Source organism: Streptosporangium sp. NPDC000396, from assembly GCF_042898655.1.
Classification (GTDB): Bacteria; Actinomycetota; Actinomycetes; order Streptosporangiales; family Streptosporangiaceae; genus Streptosporangium.
Map to the genome: position 1 here is coordinate 140604 of NZ_JBIAZA010000004.1, position 20632 is coordinate 161235.

A 20632-nucleotide genomic window follows, 5' to 3' on the forward strand; every position below is an offset into this window, starting at 1 on the left:
CTCCGGCGCACCGCTTGGAAGGCGGTTGGAGCCGAGCTTGGAATCCGTACGATGTGGGGCGATGGTGTGGATTCAGGTACTCGGCTCCTTCGCGGCCGAGGTCGACGGGGGGCCGGTGCCGCTCGGCGGCCCGCTGCAGCGTGCCGTGCTGGCCGTGCTGGTGGCCGCACGCGGGCAGGTCGTCTCCGCCGACCGGCTGATCGACGCCCTATGGCACGACCACCCGCCCGCGCAGGCGCTGACCTCGCTCCAGGCCTACGTCTCCAACCTCCGCAAACTCCTCGAACCGGGCCGGCCGCCGCGCACCCCCGCCAGGCTGCTGGTCAGCATGCCGCCCGGGTACGCGCTGCGGCTGCCCGATGACGCCGTGGACGCATGGCTGTTCGAACGGCTGGTCCGCGAGGCAGGAGAGTCCGACTCCAGGAGCGCCTTGGAACGGGCCCTCGGCCTGTGGCGCGGGCCCGCGTTCGCCGAGGTGGCCGACGCGCCGTGGGCGCAGGCCGAGGCGGCCAGGTTGGAGGAGTTGCGGCTGACTGCCGGCGAGATGCGCGTCGCGGCGGCGCTGCGCGCGGGCGACGCGGCGGCCGCCGTACCCGAGGCCGAGCTGCTCACCCGCGAGGCACCGCTGCGTGAGGAGGGCTGGCGGCTACATGCGCTGGCGCTCTGGCGGACCGGCCGCCAAGCCGACGCCCTGGCCAGCCTGCGCCGTGCCCGCGGACTCCTGGCCGACGAGCTCGGCCTGGATCCCGGGCCCGCGCTGGCCGAGCTGGAGTCGGCCATCCTTCACCAGCGCAGCGACCTGCTTCCCCCGCCGGAGCCGCCTCCGCCCGCCGCCAAGCGGGACCTGTTCGTCGGGCGGGACGGTGAGCTGGCCGCGCTGCGCGACCTCGCCGCCACCCGCACGCCCGCCGTCGCGCTGGTCACCGGCGAGGCGGGGATGGGCAAGACGGCCCTGCTCACCCGGTTCGGCCGGGAGCTGGAGGACGCCGGATGGCTGGTGGCCACCGGACGCTGCCCGCAAGCCGAAGGCGCGCCACCCGCCTGGGCGTGGGCTGAGGCGCTGCGCGTAGTCGCGGCCGCCGCGCCGCCGCCCGGCACGCTCGCGCCCGTGCTCGGGCCGTTCCTGACCGATGCGGCCACGACCACGCGCGCCGACGCCGCCGCCGGCCGCTTTCTCCTGCACCAGGCGGTCTGGTCATGGCTCGGTACGGCGGCGCGGGACCAGCCGCTGGCCGTCATCCTGGACGACCTCCACTGGGCCGACGCCGAGACCCTGGCGCTGCTGTCCGGGGTCACGAGCAGGCTGCTGCTGGTCGCCGCCTACCGGGCCGACGAGATCGGCGGGCGTTTCACCGAGACGCTGGCCGTCCTCGCCAGGCACGAGCCGCTGCGGCTCCCGCTCGCCGGGCTGGCCGAGCAGGCGGTGGCGGGGCTGGTGGCCGGGGTGTGTGATGAGCCCGTCGACGCTTCCACCGTGGCGGAGCTGGCAGAACGCACCGGCGGCAACCCGTTCTTCGTCCGCGAGAGCGCCAGGCTGCTCGGCAGCATGGGCCTGCGCGCGCTGCCCGACGGCGTGCGCGACGTGCTGCGGCGCAGGCTGGCCAGGCTGCCGGAGCCCGCGGTGGCCCTGCTCAGGCTGGCCGCGCTCGCCGGGCCGGAGGTTTCGGTCGACGTGCTGGTCAGGGCGGCCGACCAGGACGAGGACGGCGTGCTCCTCGGGCTGGAGTCCGCCGTCGTCGCCGGGCTGCTCACCGAGCCGGAGCCCGGCCGGGTACGGTTCGCGCACGCGCTGGTGCGGGAGAGCGCGATCGCCGACCTGTCGCGGCTGCGCGCCACCCGCATGCATGCCCGCCTCGCCGACGCGATCGCGGCCGTCTCGCCCGGTGACGTCTCTGTCCTCGCCTACCACTACACCCGCGCCACCTCGCCCAAGGCCGTGGACTACTGCGTCGCCGCCGCCGAGCTCGCCGAGGCGCGCTTCGCCTACGACAGTGCCGTCACTCTCCTCACCGACGCGGTGTCCTGCATCGAGCGCGTGCCAGGCGGCAACCCGGCGCGGCGGGCCGACCTGCTCGGCCGCCTGCTGCGCGCCCAGGTGCGGGCGGGCGACGTCAGCGCCGCCAGGGCCACCAGGCAGCGTGCCGTCGAGCTGGCCGGTGACGACGTGGCGCTGCTGATCGCCGCCTTCACCGCCTGGACCGAGCAGACACCCTGGCAGACGCGCGCGTACGGCACGCTCGACCGCCAAACCGTCGCCCTGCTGGAGCGGCTGCTCGCCGAGCCGGATCTCGAGGCGGCGGCCCGGTGCATGCTGCTGGACGCCTACGCCTGCGAGCTGGCCGCGGCGGGGTTGCCCGCGGCGCGGGCGGCCGCCGAAGAGGCCGTGGCGCTGGCCACCGCGCTCGACGACCCCGCGTTGCTCTGGCGGACGCTGTCCACGCTCTCCTACGACCTCGATCCGGCGCTCGACTGGCGCCGGCGGCAGGAGCTGGGAGAGCGCATCGCGACCGCGGACTCGCCGGGCTACCAGTGGTACGGGCTGTTCGTCCAGGCCTCCGCCGCGGCCGGCGCGGGGGAGCCGGAGCGAGTGAAGGCGCTCGTCGCGCAGTCGCTGGAGCTGGCCAGAAAGTACCGGATGGCCGAGCCGGCCAGCGTCGCCGAGTACGCCCTCGCCACGCTCCTGCACATCTCGGGCCGCTCGGACGAGGCGCGCCGCCTGTACGCCGAGGCGACCGCGCGGATGGCCGCCCACGGCTCGCTGCACGCCACCGGCTACGGCCTGCTGGCCGAACTGTCCACCTACGCCGACATCCCGGCCGGGGGCGTCGCCGGCGAGGAGTTCATGGCGTTGGCGGCCGCCCTGCTTGACGGCTACGGTGCGCTCGGCGCCGACGCGGCCGCCATCGCGCTGGCCGCGCAGGGGAGGCTGGAGGAGGCGCGCGAAGCCCGAGCCAAGGCTGGGCCGATCCCGCCCGACTACTTCTTCCCGGTCTTCGCCACCTTCCGGGCCATGGCCGTGATCGCGCTCGCCGAGGTCTCCGCGGCCGAGGAGGTGTATGAGGCGTTGCTGCCATATGAGGACGGGCCGCCCGCGGGACCGCCAGCCTGTCGATCGCGCTGCGGCCGGTGGCCCACACGCTCGGCGAGCTGGCCCGGCTGCTCGGCCGCGAGGATGCTGCCCGTCGCCACTTCACCCGCGCGGCCGCCATCGCCTTCCGCTGGGGCGCCGACCGCTGGGCCGCGGAGTCCCACGCCGCCGGCCGCCTCTCATAGCGCGTCAGGCGAGGATGGCGTAGACGGTGGTGGCGCATACGTACATGAATGTATGCGAGGTGGTGTGATGGCGACGACAGGCCGACCTCGACCTGGTCAGCGTGGACTCCACCGAGGATGTCTTGCCGTTCCAGCGAGGGTCCGATCAGCCGGTCAGTCCGTCGAGGTGAGCCTGGAGGACCTCGACGCAGCCCTGTGGACCGAGGATGCCCGGGTGCAACACCGCGTTGAGGCTGAGCCCGTCCAGCAATGAGCTCAACCGCTCGGTTTCGGTGTCGATGTGCAGGCCGGGCCGAAGCGTTCCCATGTCTCTCATGCGGATGAGAACCCGCCTGACCAGGGCCCTGGTGCCGGCTGCGGTTTTGTGTGCGAGCTCGGCGTCGATCGCGGGATGGGTTCTGGCCGCCGTGACGAAGTCGATGAAGACCGCGGCCTCGGTGCGGCGGTTTTCGTCGAGGGGGAGCAGTTCGGAGAGCAGGTCCATGGGCAGGCGCCGTCGCTGCTCCGAGGTGAGGGCGTTCATGTCCCCTATGTCGTCGATGCGGCGGAGTAGCCGGTCGCCGACCCGGTCCAGCATCGCCTGCATCGCGAACCGCATGAGTTCCTGCTGGTTGGCGAAGTAGTGCCGGAGAGAGCCGATGTTGAGGCCGGCTTCGTCCGCGACGGCACGCAGCGACGCCCGCTGCAAACCGTCGCGGAAGACGACCCTGAACAGCGCGTCGACCACGTCGTTGCGACGGGCGACTGGATCCACCTGCTTGGGCACGGTCCCTTTGTATCACGACCGTGATACTTGCGTTTTATCACGGTCGTGATACAAAGGATTTATCACAACCGTGATACAAAGGGATGTGGAGGAAGATCCGTGGAAACGGTGCTCAACCTGCTGCTCATCAGGTTCGGCGTGATCGTGGGCGGTCTTGTGCTGATCGCCCTGATCGCGTTCGCCGTCGCCGTGGCGCTCAAGCGCCGGGGCAAGCTCGACCAGACCCGTCGATACGCCGCACCTGTGGCCCGCGCCGTCGCCCAGCACCTGGACCGCGACACCTCGCGCTCCCGGAGCGGCGCATCCCGCGGGAGCCTGGCCGGTGACGCGGCCAGGATCGCCGCCCGCTACCTCGAAGAGAACCGGCGCCGGAGTGGTGACCGATGACCGGCGGTCCGCTCCGCGCGCTGTCGGCGGGAGACGACGGTTCCAAGATCCTTGAGCACCTGCTGTCCGATTTCCTGATCAAGGGGGTCATCGTGGTCATCGCCCTGCTCGTCCTCGCGCTGGGCATGGTGGTCATCTGGAGGAAAGTCGGGAAGGGCGACGCCCGCGGTCATGACCGGTGAGGCGTCGTGACCGGGCGCGGGCGCCCTGATCACGCCACCGGCCGCCCTGGCCACCGCGGTACGGCACGACCGGCTGGTGGTGGGCTTCGGCCGCGAGGTCGCGGTGCCGGCTCGCCGCTGACCGCGCTCCGCACCAGCGTGCCAGGATGGCGACCACCTGGAGTGGCCGGCGGACGCGAGGGACTGTGAGGCCGGTGCCGCCCATGCGGATGATCCACGCCGGGCGGCCATCAAGAGCCACGGGGTGTGCCCTTGGATGTGCCCGAAGGGCTCGGGATTCGCGTGGAGCGAGAGCCCGGAGCCCTTCGGATCGATTACCGGCGGTCGAATTCGGAGGCCTTGACGCCGTCGAGGAACGCGGCCCACTCGCCGTCGCTGAAGAACAGCACCGGGCCGGAGGGGTCTTTGCTGTCTCTCAGCGCGAGGACGGCGTCAGGCTTGTGGGCGGGTTTCTGCGAGGCGGTTTCGAGCTCGGCGACCTCCACGCAGTCGCCGCCGTTGTTTCCGCTGAAGCTCGACTTCCGCCATTTGAGTGTGCTCAGGTCCATCGCTCTTTTACCGTCCTCCTGATGAGGTCTATCGACATGCTCTGAGGCAGCGCCTCGGTGCGAATTGCCTCGAATAGGTGCACGGCCTCCGCCACCTCCGACCGGTCGCCGGTCGTCAGGCCGCGAATCGCCGTTTCGAAATGCGCCACATCCGTTCCGCCCTCCGACGTGGCGATGGCGAACCCCGCCAGCAGCCCGAAGCGCACGACGGACATCGGCACCACATGGATGCTAATCGCGGAATCGGCCAGTGACACTAGTTTTTCCAGCTGGTCATGCATGACCTTCTTGCCGCCGACCGGCCGGTGCAGGACCGCCTCGTCGATCAGGCAGCGCAGCGTCGGGGGAGGCGGATCCTCGCGGGTGAGAATGGCTTGCCGTTCCAGCCGCGCGGCCACGGCCGGTTCGTCGTCTCCCAGCAGGGCGCGGGCGTAGTCGCCGGTCTGGAGCAGGCCGGGGACGACCAAGGGCTGATAGGAGCGCAGGGACACGGCCGCCTGCTCCTTCTCGTGCCAGGTGCCGAACCATGAGGGGAACACCTGGCCCTTGCGCCAGTCGAGCAGCCGCAGGAGCAGCCCGCCGGTGCCGAGAAGGTCGTCGGCGGCGCGGGCGAAGTCGGGGCTCGCGGGCAGCTGACCCGTCTCTATCCCGCTCACCAGGCTCTCGCTGAAATGGATCCTTTCGGCGAGCCGGGCCTGCGTGAGCCCGGCCGCCTGCCGCTGGTGGCGCAGTTCCCTGCCCCATATGGCCTGTGGCGTGTGGGAATCTCCCATCTTTTCCTCTCCTGCCGGAATTCAATTCGGGGGGCCGGTCTTCAAGTTTTCACTTGGTAACCGTTCACCTACTGAGCGTGGTCATTTCTTGTCATGCTGGACGGACATCGAACGAAAAAGGCGGGAGCGGCTCGTGCCAATCGATATGGAGCTGAGGGCGGCGCTCACGGTGAGACAATTACTCGCCGGGGAAAGATTTCTGGCGGTGCTGGGCGAGAAAACGATTCCGGGTAAGCCGGAATGCGTCGCGAGCACGCGCAGATTCGTGCGCGACATCGCCCGGGACTGGGGGGCGTCCGAGGAAATCTGTGAAGTGGCGGAATTGCTCACCTCGGAAGTCGTCACGAACGCGCTCGTCCACGGTCGGGGTTGTCACGACGAACTCACCGTCCACGTCGTCGTGCACCGTGAGGGTCAGATCATGATCGTCGAGGTCTATGACGGCAACAGAAACGCCCCCGTCGTGCTGGCCTCGGACGACTGTGAGGAGTCCGGGCGCGGTATGGCCCTGGTCGGCAGGCTGGCCCGGAGCTGGGGCTACCGCGACACCCGCCTCGGCAAGGCCGTCTTCTTCGACCTGCTCGCCTGGCCATGAGGCCGGGCGAGGTTCCCTTCCAGCCGAGTTCTGCCGTGGATCTCTCCGTACGATGCCCTGAGGCGACGACCGACGTCGCGGTACGGCCGTGCGCGATCATGGAAGGATGAACGACTGCGTCTTCTGCGAGATCAGCTCAGGGCGGGCGCCCGCCTACCGTGTCCTGGAGGACGAGCACACGGTGGCGTTTCTTGACATCGCCCCGGCCACTCCGGGGCACACGCTGATCGTGCCCCGTGAGCACGCGCGGGATCTCTGGGAGATCTCCGAGGACGCCTGCGCGCATGTCACTCGGATGGTGCATCGGGTCGCCGCACTGCTCAGAACGGCGCTCGCTCCCGACGGCATGAGCGTCACCCACGCCACCGGCGAGGCCGCCGGGCAGGAGGTCTTTCACTTCCACGCCCATGTCGTTCCACGCTGGAACGGGGATGACCTGCGCGTCATGTGGAATTCCCGGCAGGCTCCGGGTCACGAGCTCGAAAAGATCCTGGAGCGGGTCATCGCGCTTCGGTGAGCTTGGGCGTAAGGCTTGGAATCCCTGCCGCTTCTGTGAGCGTCGTGTACCTGGTCTTCCTCCCGCAGTTCGTCGATCCCTCGATCGGCCACGTACCTGCGCAGCTGTTCGCGTCGGGTCTGGTGCTCCTACTGATCGGTCTTTGCGGTGACCTCGTCATCGGCGCGGCGGCCGGGCACGTGGGGCTCCTGCTCAGGCGCCATTCTGGGATGGGGCGGCTCATCAACAGAATTGCGGGAACGGTTTACGGCGCCCTCGCCGTCCACCTCGCCATCAGGGAATAGCACCGCGACAGTACGTAGTAGGGGACGTCGGGCTGACGGTGCCGGGCCGGCTAGTGAGAGGTCATCAGCCTCAGCACGGGAACGACGGCCATTTCACCATGATCAGGCAAGGGTTGCCCGGCCACAGGTCTGCCGTATGCCAGAGCCCGCTTGTTGATCCCTACGCCACTCCAAGAGACGCCACCTCGAACTCGTGCGGGGAAGCGATGCTCGGCCATAGACCGGATGGCACCCGCACGCCCGTCGCCTGATGCTCCGATGTCGTGAGGCCGACGAAGGAGGCCCTGCGGCTCCGATCGCCCCAGCCCTCGGCGGCGGCCCGCTGTCGCCTGTGATCGTTACGGTCTTGGCGGAACTCCTCCTGAGGGTGGCTCCGCTCAGGCTCGGTGGCCGTGGGACTTCGTAAGCCTTGGCCGCTCAGCAGGATTTCTGCTGACCATGTGCCTAGACATGCGTGGCCGCCCATCAGGAGGAACTCCTGTCCGTCCACAGCGGCGGACGGCGCGAACACCTACCGGCATCGAGGGGGTCAGCCCGGCGTCGTCCAGACGGTGTCGCCTGCGACGCCCCAGGTCCTTGTGGACCCTGGCCGGCGCGCGATGGCTGTCAGCGACTCCGGCCTGGCCAGAGTCGTCCGCCGCCACCCGGTCAGGTGCGTGAGGCGTTCGCCCTGCCCGCCGTTCAGCCACAGTCCGCCCCTGCCGTCGGGCAGCAGCTGGTGGCCACCGGGCAGGTCCTTTTTCGCGCCGAGGCGCCACGACCAGCGGAACCCGTCCCAGCGCATCAGGATCGGAATGACGGCGAAGTCGTCGCAGTCCTCGCCGCACCAGGTGAACTGTCCCGCCATCCACACCTCGCGCGGGCCCAGTGCCGCGACGCCGGTTATGCCGAATTCCGGCTTCGACTCGTACCAGCCGGGGTCGGGGTTGCGCGGCACGGGGATTCCGGGAGAGGGAAGGTCGTGCCAGCGCGTGCCGTCCCAGTGGGCGAGCATCGCGGTCCGCTCCCGGGCTCCGGTGCCGTTGCCCGCCACCCACAGCCCGCCGTCGCCGTCGGCGGTGATGGCTGACGGCAGCATCGGGAGCTTCCACGGGCGCGGGCCCGACGCGGTCCACCGCGCAAGAGTCGGTTCGGACTTGTCCGTGTCCCAGATCACGAGCCAGAGTTCGTCGCGGGCGGTCACCGCGGCATCGGTCACCTCGTCTTTCAGAACGGTCTCCGCCCATCGGCCGTCGCCGGTCCGTCGTGCCAGGCAGGGCGGCAGCAGCGCCTGGTCTTCGCCATGCGTGTAGCCGTTGTCACCGGCCACCCAGACGGTGCCCCGGGGGGAGGCGATCACATGGGTGAGGGTGTCGGCGCACGCCGGAGGCGTAAGGCGGCGCCAGGTCGGGCCGTCCTTGCGCCACACCACGCCGACCGCCTGGGGACAGCCGGGCGTGTACTTCTCGCCCAGGTACTGCGAGCCGACCACCCAGACGGTGCCGTCCTCCAGCGCGGCCATATCCTCCGGTTTGATGCCCCGAAGCGTGGCGGCCCGCTGCCAGTCTGTCCCGGATACCTTCCGGGCAGGGGCGGTGGCGGTGACGTCGGGGGTGACGCAGGCCGGAGACGGGGTCCGCGCCGGGGCGGCGGGTGAGCTGGCGGCGGGGGCCGCGGGTGTGTCGGCGGCCGGGGCCGCGACGGGCGCGGATGTGCATGCCGCGGTGGTGAGGAGAACGGCCGACAACAGTGGGGGAAGCAGGCGCACCCGAGCCAGACTACAAGATCGACAAGCGGAGGCCGTGCCGATCGTCTTGCCACAGGCCCGAGCTCTTCGGGCGTCTAGCCGAATACGCGAAGGGGGTCAGTTCAGAACGGAGGCCGTGCCGATCATCTTGTCGCAGGCCCGAGCTCTTCGGGCGTCCGGCCGGGTACGCGAAGGACGTCAGGCCAGGTCGGTCGCCTCGTCGAGCTTCAGCCTGCCGCCCTCTTCGTACGCGGCGGCGAAGGCCGTCTCGCCGAGCGCCTCGAGGACCCGCGCCGTGATCCGGTCGACCTCGCTCCGCTCCGACGGCCCCACCGGGGTCTGGTTCGTCTCCCGTGCCCCGGCCGCCAGGCCCAGGAGCCGGGCGGCCCGGTCGGGTGAGCCTCCGGCGGCCGCCGCGGACGCCAGGCCTTCCACGGCGAACGCCGTGGTCCGGGGGTCGCCGATCTTCTGCGCCGCGGCGAGGGCCTCCAGCTGCAGATCCCTGGCGGCAACGGCGTCGCCGCGCCGCTCCCGGAGGAATCCGAGCTCGATGAGGGTCGTCGGCAGATGCAGGGCGGGCTCGGCGTCCGGATCCCGCGGAACCCCCTCCAGCAGGTTGCGGAGATGCGTCTCGGCCAGGCCGAGCTCGCCCGCCCTGCGCGCGGCGAAGGCGAGCCCCATCTCGGCCATGGTCTGCCCCTCCTTGTATCCCTGGTCGGCGGCCAGCCGCATGCCCCGCGCGCAGAGCTCCACGGCCCGCTCGTAGTCACCGGCCTGCAGGGCGATCCAGCCCAGCCAGGAGGTATGCCGGGCGGCGTCCGGCCACAGGCCGAGTTCCTCCGCCATGTGCAGGCCGTCCGTGAACAGCCGGGTGGCCCGCTCGTAGTCGCACGTCATCTCGGCCAGTCCGCCGAGCCACTCCGTGGCCTGCAACTGGCCCCAGCGGTCGCCGAGTTCCCGGAACAGCCGGACGCTCTCCTCGCCGTCGCGTTCCAGTGCGACCAGGTCCCGCCGGGTGAAGGCGTCCCTGGCCCGCCGGCTCAGCGCCGCGGCCATTCCCCACGTGTCGCCCGTGGCGTGGAAGGCGGCCAGCGCCTCGCTCACCAGCTCCTGGCTGGACATCAGGTCGGTCATCGCCCGGCCCAGGAACCACTCGGCCCTGGCCCGCCCGCCGGCGTCGCCGGCGCCGTCGAACATCCGCAGGGCCGCCTCCCAGTCGACGGCGTCGCCCAGCAGGAGCGCGAACCCGGCGTTCCAGGCCGCGGCCCTGGCCCGGTGGGCGGCGGGCGCGTCCCCGCCGACGGCCAGTGCCGACTCCAGCGACCGCCGCGCCTCGGCCAGCCTGCCGCGCAGGAACCAGTACCACGCGAGCGCGTTCACCGTCTCCAGCGCACCGCGGGCGTCCTGCCGGCGGACCGCCGTGTCGAGCGTGCCGCGCATGTTCGCCGCCTCCGCATCCAGGCGTTGCAGCCACTCCCGCTGCCGGTGCCCGTACAGGTGCGGCTCGGCCTGTACGGCGAGCGCCGTGTAGTACCGGGCGTGCGCGAGCCGTACGCTCTGGAGCTCGCCCGCCTCGGAGAGACGCTCAAGGCAATACTCCGCCACCGACTCCAGCAGCCGGTAGCGGACGCCCGCCGCACCGTCCACCACGACGACCAGGGACCGGTCGACCAGACGGGCCAGCAGGTCGAGCACGTCCAGGCCGTCCTCGGCGCAGACCTCCTCCGCGGCCTCCAGGGTGCAGCCGTCGGCGTGGACGGCCAGGCGCCGCAGCACGACCCGCTCCGGTTCGGTCAGCAGCGCCCAGCTCCAGTCGATCATCGCCATCAGCGTCCGCTGGCGCGCGGGGGTGCCGCGCTGCCCGGTGGCCAGCAGCCGGAACCGGTCGTCGAGCCGGGCCACCAGCTCGTGGACGCCGAGCGCGCGGACCCTCGTCGCCGCCAGCTCCAACGCCAGCGGGATCCCGTCGAGCCGATGGCACAGCTGCGCGACCGCATGGGCGTTGCGCGCGTCGAGGGCGAACCCGGGGGCCGAGGCGGCGGCCCGCGTCACGAAGAGCCGGACCGCGTCGGATCGCTCCACCGCGTCGAGGTCCGCACCGTCGGGCACCTCCAGCGGAGGGACGCTCCACAGCGTCTCACCGGCCACGGCCAGCGGCTCCCTGCTCGTCGCCAGGATCCGCAGCCCCGGAGCCGACCTCAGCAGCAGCTGAGCCAGCTCGGCGACCTGGTCCACCACGTGCTCGCAGTTGTCCAGCACCAGCAGCAGCCGCCTGGGACGCAGCGCCTCGGCCAGCCGGTCGGCGACACCCGCCGCGCCCGCGTCCTGCCGGATGTCCAGAGCCGCAAGGACGGTCTCCGCCAGGGAACGCGTCTCGCGGTCGAGGGGGGCGAGCTCGACCAGCCACGCCCCGCCGGTGAAGGCCTCGGCGAGCCGGGCGGCCGTCTCCAGCGCCAGCCGCGTCTTTCCCACCCCGCCGCTGCCGGTGAGCGTCACCAGCCGGCTCGTCTCAAGCAGGCGGCGAACCTCGGCGAGCGCTTCCTCGCGCCCGATCAGGTCGCTGAGCGAGGCGGGCAGGTTCGTTGCGGGCCGCTCGGCCGGCCCGTTCAGGGCCGGGTCCTGTTCGAGGATCGCCTGGTGCAGCGCGGCGATCCGGGGGCCGGGGTCGAGGCCGAGCTCGTCGGCCAGCCGTTCCCTCAGCTCGCCGTAGCTGGCCAGCGCCTCGCTCTGCCGTCCCGAAAGGTAGAGGGCGCGCATGTGCGCGGCGCGCAGCCGTTCCCTGAGCGGATGCCGGGCCACCAGGTCGCCGAGCTCACCGGCGAGCAGGCCGTGTTCGCCCAGCGTCAGCCGTGTCTCCTGCAGCTCCTCCACGGCGGCCAGCCGCTGTTCCTCCAGCCGGACGGTCGCGGCGCGGGTGAACTCCTCGTCGCCGAAGTCGGCGAACGCCGGCCCGCGCCACAGCGACAGCGCGTCGGACAGCAGCGCCGCCTTGGCCCGCGGGTCGTCCGTCGCCTGGGCCTGCGCCGTCAGCTCGGCGAACCGCCCGGCGTCCACGGCGTCCGCGCCGACCTGCAGCAGGTATCCCGGCGCGCGGGAGACGACCAGGTGCTTGCCGCCCGGCTCGGCGTCCTCCAGCGCGCGTCGCAACTGCGAGACGCGGACCTGGAGCGCGCCCGCCGGATTGCCCGGCGGCTCCTCGCCCCACAGGTCGTCGACCAGCCGGTCGGCCGACACCGGCCGTCCCTGGTGGACGAGGAGGTCGGCGAGCAGCGCGCGGACCTTCAAACCGGGGATCGTGACGGGTTCCCCGCCGTCGGTCCAGACCGCCAGCGGTCCCAGCACCCCGAAGCGCATGCATGTCCCCTCAACCCGATCGGTACGGCTTACATCGACGACCTTAAGCGGACGGGAAACGGACCTGAAGCTCCTTCCGGCACCGTGGAAGCGGCAGGAAGGGGGTCAGGGACGAACACCGGCACTTTGACGGGGCGGGCGGTGACGCTCCGGCGGCACGACCCGGCCGCACGGGCGCGCCGGCCCCTCCCTGTCGCCCTGAGGCCCGGTCTCTCAGGGAGACGCCGGGTCGGCCGGGGCGGGGCGGGTGGCCGCCGACTGGGTGGCGCGGTAGTGGGATGGTGAGACCCCGTATATCTCGGTGAACGCCTGCCGCAGCGTCTCCGCGTTTCCGAACCCGCACCGCGCGGCGATCGCCGCCGTCGGCAGCCCGGTGGTCACCAGCAGCTGGGCGGCCGCCTCGGTGCGGGCCCGCCGGACGTACCGGCCGGGCGTCATCCCCAGGTGCCGCACGAACAGCCGCGACAGGTGGCGCTCGCTCACCCCGGCACGGCCCGCCAGCGTCGCGGCGGACAGGTCGTCGGCGAGATCGCGGGTGATGTGGTCGACCACCCGCCGCACCAGCCCGTCGCCGGGCGGCGGCGCCGCGGTGAACATGCTCATCTGCGCCTGGTTACCCGGCCGCTGCAGGTACGTCACGAGGTTGCGGGCCACCTCCCGGGCCACCTCGGGCCCGTTGTCCTCCTCGATGAACGCCAGCGTCAGGTCCAGCGCGCTGGTGACGCCGACGGCCGTGGCGACCTGGCCGTCCCTGACGAAGATGGGCTTCGGGTCGACGCTGACCTCGGGGTGGAGGGCGGCGAAGGCGTCGGCCCACTGCCAGTGCGTGGTGGCCTGCCGCCCGTCGAGCAGGCCCGCGGCGGCCAGCACGCCGGCTCCTGTGCACACCGACGCGACCCGGCGGCTCACCCGCGCCAGCCGGCGCACGTGCGCGACGAGCCCCGGGTCGGCCGCGGCCTCCTCGTGCCCGATCCCGCCGGAGACCAGCAGCGTGTCGAGCGGCCCCGTCAGGCGCTCCAGCGTCTCCTGCGCCTGCACGGTCAGCCCGCTGCCGCAGGTGACCGGTCGCCCGCCCGGCGTGGCCAGGCACGGCTGGTACGGCGGGCGGGCTCCCCATGCGTTGGCCATCACCAGGGGTGTGGTGACACAGGCGATGTCCAGCAGCTCTGCCGCGTGGTATCCGACGACCACCACCCGCCGACAGTCCATGCCGGGACTGTACGTCAGGAGGACCAACATCCCAAGTTTCTGGACACATCGGGGCCGAGCCTTGGTGCCGTGGACGCGCGGCGCCGACAGTGGGACGCATGACGACACAGACACCCCCCAGGGGTAAGCTGCTCGGCCGGAGGTTCTGGTGGCACTACGCGGAGATGCTGGTGGCGATGGTCGCCGGCATGCTCCTCCTCGGCCCGGTGTGGGACGTGCTCACCGGCGGCGCAGAGCTGTTCGCCCGCCCTGACGCGGCCGTGCTGGTGATGGCCACGAACATGACGCTGGGCATGGCCGTCTGGATGCGCCACCGGGGTCACGGACGCGGAGCGATCGTGGAGATGGGGGCGGCGATGTACGCGCCGTTCGCCGTGCTGCTCGGGCCGTACTGGGCCGGGGCGCTGTCCGCGGACGGCCTCATGATGGCCGGGCACGTGCTCATGCTCCCGGCGATGCTGCTGGTCATGCTGCGCCGCCGCGCCGAGTACGCCGCGCCGCACCGGCCTTCCGCTCCGCTGCCCGGCGGCCCCGTGGCGCGGGCGCTGGCCGCGCGCTGGCCGACGTGGCTCGCGCTGCTGATGACGATCACGCTCTGGACGGAGCCGATGGTGCCGCCACCGCCGCTCCTGCTGGTGCTGCCGGTCGCTTACCTGGTGATCGGCGTGCTCCGCCGCACGCTGCGCGGGCCTGGCGTGCTCGCGCTGCAGCTCGCCGGGCTGGCCGGGTACGCCGCGCTGGCGCTGGCCGCGGCGAACTCCGACCCGGCGGCGGCGCGTTACCTGATCGCGGCCGGCTGGCTCGTACACGCCGCGTGGGATCTGGGTCACCATGTCACCCGCAAGGTGGTGCCGCGCGGCTACGCCGAATGGTGCGGTGTCTTCGACCTGATCGTCGGGGTGACCATCCTGCTGCCGAACCTGAGGTGAGCGGGAGGCCCGTCGCCCGCCACGGCCGGCCCGGCGACGGCCGCACGACGCTCTACCTGTGCGCCTTGGCGGGATCCGGCGGTACGCGGGCATATACGGACATGCTCGATGTGCTCATATTCGGCCCTCTGAAGTGAGCTCGCCGGCCACCGTGGGTAGGGTCGTCATATCCCCCGAAGGAGCTGATCATGACCTTCACCCTCGACGACGCACGCCTGCTCGCGCATCGCGCCCACGACGGGCAGACGGACAAATCCGGACGGCCCTATATTCACCACCCCGTCGCCGTCTCCGCGGCGCTTGAGCCGTACGGCCTGCAGGCCCAGATCGCCGGGATGCTCCACGACGTGATCGAGGACACCGAGGTGACGGCGGAGGACCTCCTGGCCGCCGGGGTCGAGCCGTACACGGTGGAGGCGATCCTGTCCGTCACCCGTGGCGAGGGGGAGCCCTACGACGACTTCGTCCGGCGCTCGGCGGCCCACCCCCTCGGGCGGATCGTCAAGCGCGCGGACCTCGGCCACAACTCCTCCCCGGAGAGACTGGCGATGCTCGCCCCGGACAAGGCCGCCTCACTCAAGCGGAAATACGACAGCGCGCTGAGGATCCTCGACGAGACCGAGGCTCGCTAGGTTCTGTTCGCCTCATGATTGGTTCAACCCGGGCGAATTCACACCTTGGCCGGCAAGGCCTCGCCCTTCAAACCGGGCCTGCACCTCGGGGGCAGCCCGGGGCGGGCTCGGCCCGCCGCCGGGCCCGCCGGGCCGCGGCTCAGCTGTTCGCGCGGATGGTCTTGTTGATCCAGTCGCTGTAGGCGGGCACGTTGGTGTAAAGGCCGGGACCCTGCTCGCAGGAGGGGCTCTTGGCGCCGGGGCCGGAGGTGACGCCGATCAGTTCCCAGCGGCCGCCGCGGCCGCGCTGGATCTGGGGGCCGCCGGAGTCGCCGTTGCAGGCCATGGCCTTGGGCTTCTGGCTGACGGTGCACAGGCGGGTGCCATCGGCGAAGCCGGGGCCGCACTCGGAGACCGCTCCGCGGCGGGTGTCGAGCTGACGCAGCTTCCCGGCCATCTTCCAGTCGGCCGGGTCGGTGCTGAACTTGGTGACGCCGAAGCCGATGATCCGGGTCGGCGTGCCGGGCTTGCCCGCCCGCTCGGCGATCTTGATGGGCATGACGCCGACCGGCCGGTCCAGGCGGACCAGCGCGATGTCGTTCTTGTTCGGCGAGTTCTGGGCGTAGTCCGGGTGCGGGAACGCCTGCGCGATCTTGCGGACGGTTCCGCCGGACTTGCGCTTGTCGCTGCCGATGTGGACCGTGCCCTTCGGGATCGAGCCGATCTCCATGTCGAGGCAGTGCGCGGCGGTCACGACCCACTGGGGGTCGATCAGGGCCGCGCCGCAGTTGCCGTCCGTCAGGCCCATGAGCGGGGCCGTGATCGGGATGGTCGCCATGAAGGGGTAGGACTCGGTGGGCTTGGAGCCGTTGATGATCGCTCCGGCGCTCCCGGCGGTGACCGCGAGGCAGGCCGCTCCGGCCAGCGCGACGACGGCAGAGCGGGTGACGATACGGCGGAACGAGGTGGTGCCAGACACGGATGAAGCCCTTCATCGGTTGTTTGTGACGTTATGAAGCTATATGTCCGGCTTCGCCAGGGTGATCATGCCAGCAGGCCAACATGCGGTAGGGATAACCCCACCTGAGCAGGCGTGGATACGCCCAGCGGCGCGCAGCCCGCAGGGAGTCGGCCACCCGGCGACCCGCGGAGCCTCGGCCACCTGCGAGGTGAGCCCGCTCTGGGCAGGCGTTTCATAGGCGGTCGCTCATGAAACATGCTCCGCCTGATCAAAGTCGGGGCGATTCGCCCCTACTGGGTATCGGGCCGCCGACGCGCCATGAGAACTCCTCCGAGCGTGCTCTCGGCTGAGCTCAGAGTCATCTGTGCCTCGACCGTGAAGCCGGCGTCGTTGAGCCAGGAGGCCACTTGGTCAGGCCGACGGCGATGGACGTAGACCTTCATCGGGTGGCCGCCGTAGCCTTGGGTGATCAATCGAGACTCATTGCCGACGTGGAAGCTGAGTAGCAGTGGGCCATCGGGCCGCAACACTCGCCGGAAGTGCGTGAAGACCGCGCCGATCTCGTCGTCGGGAACGTGGATCAGCGAGTACCAGGCGACCAGGCCGGCCATCGAGGCGTCGGCGAGTTCGAGGTCCGTCATGGAACCGACCTCGAACCGCAGACCGGGGTGATCGCGCCGAGCTACCTCGATCATCGCGGGCGACAGGTCGATCCCGAACGTGTCCACGCCCAGCTTTTGCAGGTAGGCCGTGATTCTCCCGGACCCACACCCCACGTCCGCAACCGGCCCCCGGCCGGTGGTCTGCACCAGATCGGCGAACAGCGCCAAGAACGCGCGTTCGTAGGGCGTTTGATCGAGTAGGTCGCGCACCTGGTCCGCATAGCTTGCGGCGACGGTGTCGTAGGACGCCCGGGTGTCTGCCAACCAGCCTTCGGCGATCATGCCGGACACGGTAGCTCAAGTGGCCGAGAGCGCACACCGCGACCATCAGGATCGCTGACAGGGATGGGGCTGGGCCGGCGCGCTGGGCATATGGGCATCTGGGCGTGAGCACGTGCGGCTCCAACGTGCTCAACTGCGTCGTGCCGTGGAACGGCGCAGTCGGCGTGATAGCCGATGGCTGCTATGGCAGGGGTGTCGCTGCGGCGGCGGACAGGGTGTAGGTGATGCCGGTGAGGCGTTCGGACAACCGCCACAGGCGAGTGGCTGTGGCGGCGTCACGGATGGCGCGCTCACGAGTGCGACGAGTCGGCTCGCCACGCAGTTGCAGCAGGCCGTCGGGAACGATGTAGCTGCCGCCGGGCAGGTCCGGTACGGTCGCCGCGTACAGGGAGGTCTTCGCCCCTTCGGGGGTCGGGCGAAAGGCCACGTGCACCAGCAGGCGTGTGAAGGTGGCGTACAGCCGTCCTCTGCCGCTGTTGGCGCCGCCGGTGAGGACGTTGGTGCGGGTGAGTCCGGGCGCGACGGCCATGCTGCGCAGCTTCAGCCCGGCGGCGTCGGCCCGGCGCTGCAGTTCGACGGCGAAGTAGAGGTTGGCCCGCTTGGACTGCACGTACGCGAACGCCGTGCGGTAGCCGCGCTCGGCGTTGAGGTTTTCCAGGTCGAAGCGGGCAAAGCGCTGTCCCTCACTGCTGACAGTGACCACCCGCGGATCGGGCGCGGCGAGCAGATGAGGCAGAAGCAGGCCGGTCAGAGCGAAGGTGCCCAGATGGTTGATGCCGAACTGCGACTCGAACCCGTCGGCGGTCCGGGCGTAGGGCACCATCGCCACCCCGGCGTTGTTGACCAGCAGATCGAGCCGGCCGCGGTTCCAACCGGCGGCGAATTCTCGGATGGAGGCCAGACTGCCCAGGTCCAACCGGCGCAGTTCCAGGTGAGCGCCGGGCACCTCGCTCTGCATGCGGGTGAGCGCGGCCCGGCCGCGTTCGGGGTCGCGGCAGGCCAGGACGACCTGGGCGCCGTGGCGGGCCAGTTCGCGGGCGGTGACGTAGCCGATGCCGCTGTTGGCGCCGGTCACCACCGCGACTCGGCCGTTTTGGTCAGGGACGGCATGGAGGGTCCAAGCGGGAGAGTTCCGCATGATGTGCCACCTCGGGAAAGATGCAACGGGAACGTATCGCAACTTGAAGTTGCGATAAAGTGATCCTGCCACTCGGTCCGGAAATTTCGCAACTCGGAGTTGCAATGCAGTCTGATCAGTCCCCGGCCAGGCCGGTCGGCCGCGGCGCCAAAGTACGCGCCGCCGTCCACGCCGCCACGCTCGCCGAACTCGTGGACAAGGGCTACGCCGCGTTGACCGTCGAGAATGTCGCCCAGCGCGCCGGAGTTCACAAGACGACGGTGTACCGGCGGTGGAAGGACCGGGAGAGCCTGCTCACCGACGCCCTGGCCGAGCACATGGCAATGGACATCCCGGTTCCCGACACCGGAGCGGTCGAGACTGATCTGCGGGCACTGGCGCGCTCACTCGTCCAGGCGTACACCAGCCCCACCGGGCAGGCAATCCTCGCCGCCATGTTCACCGGGGCGGCTCACCTTCCGGAGATCGCCGCGGCCCGGCGACACGTGTTCGACGACCGGCTCGCCAGAGCCGAACCGGTGGTGATGCACGCCATCGAGCGCGGCGAACTTCCCGGGGACACCGACCCCGCGGAGCTGTTGAAGACCCTGGCCGCGCCGATCTACCTGCGCCTGCTCATCACCGCCGACCTGGTCGACGAGACGACCGCCGACCGGGCGGTGCGCGTCACGCTGGCCGCCGCGCGCGCCGGCGCCCTGCGGGCGGCGCACGACGACGAGCCGGTCAACGGGTGAGAATGCCGATCATCGGCCTGGGTGACGTTGCATCTTGACCCGTTCCTCCCGGTGGCGAGCCAGACGGTTGTCGAAGAAGAGCCAAGTCACAGGGTCCCGGGGAATCCGGGGAGCACGAGTTGGAAGAAGTGCTGGGCGGTGTAGGTGGCGAGCTTCCTGGCCTCGCCGGCCGTGACGTTCACCGCGTAGGCCGTGAAGGGAACGTACGGCGGGTCGAAGCTCGGGGCAGGGTCGTTGACGTCGCTCTTCTTCCGTCGGGACCGAGCCTGCCGGCCAGGTAGGGCCCGGCGACGTCGACGGTTCTCGCGTTGCCCGCCGTGGACGTCTGCCAGAAGCGGCTGATGGTCTGCAGCCGGGTCTTGGGCGCGTACTCCGCCAGGGTGATCGTGTCCCCGTCCGGGGACAGGCCGATGGGGTGTGAGCTGTTGATTGTTTTATCGGCGTTTATCGGTTCTTCTCTGGTTTCCTCCGCCCGGAGAGGCGGGCGGCCCGCCGGACATCCAGAGTCGGCGCGCCACGGAAGCGTCCGGTCGGCCGTTACCGGTCGCGGGAAGCGCCGGAGCGCGGGGTGCGGGTGTCGCGGGGGCGCCGGGCGTGAGTCCTTCACCGGTCGGGTGGCCGCCGACCCGCACCCGAGATAAACTAACAGTGATTGAACGACAACTTCAAGTAAAGGGGTGGAGGGTGGTGCGGGTCCATCAGGCCTACCGCTACGCCCTCGACCCCACCCCCGCGCAGGCCGCAGCGCTGGCCTCGCACTGCGGCGCGGCGCGGTTCGCGTTCAACTGGGGGCTGGCCCGCGTCAGGGCCGCCCTGTCCCAGCGGGAGGCGGAGAAGACCTACGGGGTGCCCGAGGAACTGCTGACCGAGGTGCCGTGGTCGCTGTACGGCCTGCGCCGGGCGTGGAACACCGCCAAGGACCAGGTGGCGCCGTGGTGGGCGGACAACTCCAAGGAGGCCTACAGCTCCGGCCTGGACGGCCTGGCGCGGGCGCTGACGAACTGGTCGGCCTCCCGCCAAGGCACCCGGGCGGGCAAACGGGTCGGGTTTCCCCGGTTCAGGGCCAAGCACCGCGCCGCGCTGTCGTGCCGGTTCACCACTGGAGCGATCCGCCTGGAGACCGACCGGCGCCACGTGACCCTGCCCCGGTTGGGCACGATCCGCACGGCCGAGTCCACCCGCAAGCCGGCCCGCGCGGTCGCCGACACCGCCATGGCCGAGGTGCGCCGCCAGTTGACCTACAAGAGCGCCTGGCGCGGCGGGCGGCTGGTGGTGGCCGACCGCTGGTACCCCTCTAGCAAGAGGTGTTCCGGCTGTGGCGCGGTGAAAGCCAAGCTCGCCCTGTCGGAGCGCACCTACTCCTGTGCGGCCTGTGGCCTGGTCCTGGATCGGGATGCCAACGCCGCACGTAACCTGGCCGCGCTGGCGGCCGGGTATGAGCACGACGTCGCCCAGAGTTGCGGGGAGACGGTAAACGCCCGTGGAGGAGCGGTAGGCCCCGGCGCCCGTGCCGGGCACGCACCGGCGAAACGGGAACCCCTCATCAGGGGAACGCTGCCCCGGCAACGCGGCGGCTCACCGATCCTCACAGACACACACTGAGAATTGGTGAACGGTTCCAGCCGTTGGGCAACCGAAGCCGACCCGGTGCCCCACCCCGCCCCGCCTGGCCGATCATGTTTTGTCGGTGCAGATCCCTAC

19 protein-coding genes are annotated in these 20632 nt (G+C 71.1%); 10 read left to right on the forward strand and 9 right to left on the reverse strand.

Annotated elements, in window-relative coordinates; all coding sequences use genetic code 11:
* Positions 1-61: 61 nt before the first annotated feature.
* The gene (locus ACFY2X_RS07825) at positions 62-3526 is read left to right on the forward strand and encodes a BTAD domain-containing putative transcriptional regulator (protein ID WP_389933971.1); all 3465 of its coding nucleotides are present in this window, start codon (positions 62-64) and stop codon (positions 3524-3526) included.
* Here the strand turns inward: ACFY2X_RS07825 and ACFY2X_RS07830 are convergent.
* Positions 3419-4039: a TetR/AcrR family transcriptional regulator gene (locus ACFY2X_RS07830; RefSeq protein ID WP_389933974.1), complete on the reverse strand. Its 621-nt coding sequence runs from the start codon at positions 4037-4039 to the stop codon at positions 3419-3421. The genes ACFY2X_RS07825 and ACFY2X_RS07830 overlap by 108 nt on opposite strands.
* 99 nt (positions 4040-4138) lie before the next feature.
* On the opposite strand from ACFY2X_RS07830, the gene ACFY2X_RS07835 reads away from it, so the two are divergent.
* On the forward strand, positions 4139-4426 hold the full coding sequence (locus ACFY2X_RS07835; protein ID WP_389933977.1) for a hypothetical protein: 288 nt from the start codon (positions 4139-4141) through the stop codon (positions 4424-4426).
* Positions 4423-4608 carry a hypothetical protein gene (locus tag ACFY2X_RS07840; protein WP_389933979.1) on the forward strand — a complete coding sequence of 62 codons (186 nt, stop codon included), beginning with the start codon at positions 4423-4425 and terminating at the stop codon, positions 4606-4608. Before ACFY2X_RS07835 ends, ACFY2X_RS07840 begins: the two co-directional genes overlap by 4 nt.
* Positions 4609-4922: 314 nt before the next feature.
* Here the strand turns inward: ACFY2X_RS07840 and ACFY2X_RS07845 are convergent, their stop codons facing one another.
* Together ACFY2X_RS07845 and ACFY2X_RS07850 are read right to left on the reverse strand one after the other, a co-directional pair.
* Positions 4923-5156, reverse strand: coding sequence for a DUF397 domain-containing protein (locus ACFY2X_RS07845; RefSeq protein WP_389933982.1), 234 nt, complete (start codon positions 5154-5156; stop codon positions 4923-4925).
* Positions 5147-5929: a Scr1 family TA system antitoxin-like transcriptional regulator gene (locus ACFY2X_RS07850; RefSeq protein WP_389933985.1), complete on the reverse strand. Its 783-nt coding sequence runs from the start codon at positions 5927-5929 to the stop codon at positions 5147-5149. Before ACFY2X_RS07850 ends, ACFY2X_RS07845 begins: the two co-directional genes overlap by 10 nt.
* A 133-nt stretch (positions 5930-6062) precedes the next feature.
* Between ACFY2X_RS07850 and ACFY2X_RS07855 the strand changes: the two genes are divergently transcribed.
* The 3 genes from ACFY2X_RS07855 (at position 6063) to ACFY2X_RS07865 (ending at position 7325) form a co-directional block, all read left to right on the forward strand.
* Positions 6063-6524, forward strand: coding sequence for an ATP-binding protein (locus ACFY2X_RS07855; RefSeq protein ID WP_389933989.1), 462 nt, complete (start codon positions 6063-6065; stop codon positions 6522-6524).
* 106 nt (positions 6525-6630) lie between these two features.
* A complete protein-coding gene (locus tag ACFY2X_RS07860; RefSeq protein ID WP_389933990.1) occupies positions 6631-7041 on the forward strand; it encodes an HIT family protein in 411 nt (136 codons plus the stop codon).
* A 35-nt stretch (positions 7042-7076) separates the two neighbouring features.
* The gene (locus ACFY2X_RS07865) at positions 7077-7325 is read left to right on the forward strand and encodes a hypothetical protein (protein ID WP_389933993.1); all 249 of its coding nucleotides are present in this window, start codon (positions 7077-7079) and stop codon (positions 7323-7325) included.
* A gap of 529 nt (positions 7326-7854) precedes the next feature.
* Here ACFY2X_RS07865 and ACFY2X_RS07870 read toward each other — a convergent pair.
* From ACFY2X_RS07870 to ACFY2X_RS07880, 3 genes are all read right to left on the reverse strand, one after another.
* On the reverse strand, positions 7855-9072 hold the full coding sequence (locus ACFY2X_RS07870; protein WP_389933995.1) for a hypothetical protein: 1218 nt from the start codon (positions 9070-9072) through the stop codon (positions 7855-7857).
* A gap of 177 nt (positions 9073-9249) precedes the next feature.
* Positions 9250-12405 (reverse strand): BTAD domain-containing putative transcriptional regulator, encoded by a 3156-nt coding sequence (locus tag ACFY2X_RS07875; protein WP_389933997.1) that lies wholly within the window; start codon positions 12403-12405, stop codon positions 9250-9252.
* Positions 12406-12618: 213 nt separating this feature from the next.
* The gene (locus ACFY2X_RS07880; protein WP_389934000.1) at positions 12619-13614 is read right to left on the reverse strand and encodes a GlxA family transcriptional regulator; all 996 of its coding nucleotides are present in this window, start codon (positions 13612-13614) and stop codon (positions 12619-12621) included.
* Between the two features lie 98 nt (positions 13615-13712).
* On the opposite strand from ACFY2X_RS07880, the gene ACFY2X_RS07885 reads away from it, so the two are divergent.
* Together ACFY2X_RS07885 and ACFY2X_RS07890 are read left to right on the forward strand one after the other, a co-directional pair.
* Positions 13713-14543 (forward strand): hypothetical protein, encoded by an 831-nt coding sequence (locus ACFY2X_RS07885; protein ID WP_389934002.1) that lies wholly within the window; start codon positions 13713-13715, stop codon positions 14541-14543.
* Positions 14544-14731: 188 nt separating this feature from the next.
* Positions 14732-15175, forward strand: a complete 444-nt coding sequence (locus ACFY2X_RS07890; protein WP_389934004.1) for an HD domain-containing protein — start codon at positions 14732-14734, stop codon at positions 15173-15175.
* A gap of 139 nt (positions 15176-15314) precedes the next feature.
* Here ACFY2X_RS07890 and ACFY2X_RS07895 read toward each other — a convergent pair whose 3' ends face one another.
* From ACFY2X_RS07895 to ACFY2X_RS07905, 3 genes are all read right to left on the reverse strand, one after another.
* Positions 15315-16133, reverse strand: a complete 819-nt coding sequence (locus ACFY2X_RS07895; protein WP_389934006.1) for a S1 family peptidase — start codon at positions 16131-16133, stop codon at positions 15315-15317.
* Between the two features lie 272 nt (positions 16134-16405).
* Entirely contained in the window at positions 16406-17059 is a 654-nt protein-coding gene (locus ACFY2X_RS07900) for a class I SAM-dependent DNA methyltransferase (protein ID WP_389934008.1), read from the reverse strand.
* Positions 17060-17240: 181 nt separating this feature from the next.
* Positions 17241-18197: an oxidoreductase gene (locus ACFY2X_RS07905; RefSeq protein ID WP_389934010.1), complete on the reverse strand. Its 957-nt coding sequence runs from the start codon at positions 18195-18197 to the stop codon at positions 17241-17243.
* 104 nt (positions 18198-18301) lie between these two features.
* Here ACFY2X_RS07905 and ACFY2X_RS07910 point away from each other — a divergent pair, with 104 nt between their 5' ends.
* The gene (locus ACFY2X_RS07910) at positions 18302-18931 is read left to right on the forward strand and encodes a TetR/AcrR family transcriptional regulator (protein ID WP_389934012.1); all 630 of its coding nucleotides are present in this window, start codon (positions 18302-18304) and stop codon (positions 18929-18931) included.
* 684 nt (positions 18932-19615) lie between these two features.
* Complete coding sequence (locus ACFY2X_RS07915) at positions 19616-20533, forward strand: zinc ribbon domain-containing protein (protein WP_389934015.1); 918 nt, start codon at positions 19616-19618, stop codon at positions 20531-20533.
* Positions 20534-20632 lie beyond the last annotated feature (99 nt).

What these genes read in the sequence shown, in the direction of transcription:
- ACFY2X_RS07825 (WP_389933971.1), top strand. Translation starts at nt 62, where the DNA reads ATGGTGTGGATTCAGGTACTCGGCTCCTTCGCGGCCGAGGTCGACGGG.
- ACFY2X_RS07840 (WP_389933979.1), top strand. Translation starts at nt 4,423, where the DNA reads ATGACCGGCGGTCCGCTCCGCGCGCTGTCGGCGGGAGACGACGGTTCC.
- ACFY2X_RS07845 (WP_389933982.1), bottom strand. Translation starts at nt 5,156, where the DNA reads ATGGACCTGAGCACACTCAAATGGCGGAAGTCGAGCTTCAGCGGAAAC.
- ACFY2X_RS07850 (WP_389933985.1), bottom strand. Translation starts at nt 5,929, where the DNA reads ATGGGAGATTCCCACACGCCACAGGCCATATGGGGCAGGGAACTGCGC.
- ACFY2X_RS07860 (WP_389933990.1), top strand. Translation starts at nt 6,631, where the DNA reads ATGAACGACTGCGTCTTCTGCGAGATCAGCTCAGGGCGGGCGCCCGCC.
- ACFY2X_RS07875 (WP_389933997.1), bottom strand. Translation starts at nt 12,405, where the DNA reads ATGCGCTTCGGGGTGCTGGGACCGCTGGCGGTCTGGACCGACGGCGGG.
- ACFY2X_RS07880 (WP_389934000.1), bottom strand. Translation starts at nt 13,614, where the DNA reads ATGGACTGTCGGCGGGTGGTGGTCGTCGGATACCACGCGGCAGAGCTG.
- ACFY2X_RS07885 (WP_389934002.1), top strand. Translation starts at nt 13,713, where the DNA reads ATGACGACACAGACACCCCCCAGGGGTAAGCTGCTCGGCCGGAGGTTC.
- ACFY2X_RS07890 (WP_389934004.1), top strand. Translation starts at nt 14,732, where the DNA reads ATGACCTTCACCCTCGACGACGCACGCCTGCTCGCGCATCGCGCCCAC.
- ACFY2X_RS07900 (WP_389934008.1), bottom strand. Translation starts at nt 17,059, where the DNA reads ATGATCGCCGAAGGCTGGTTGGCAGACACCCGGGCGTCCTACGACACC.
- ACFY2X_RS07905 (WP_389934010.1), bottom strand. Translation starts at nt 18,197, where the DNA reads ATGCGGAACTCTCCCGCTTGGACCCTCCATGCCGTCCCTGACCAAAAC.
- ACFY2X_RS07910 (WP_389934012.1), top strand. Translation starts at nt 18,302, where the DNA reads ATGCAGTCTGATCAGTCCCCGGCCAGGCCGGTCGGCCGCGGCGCCAAA.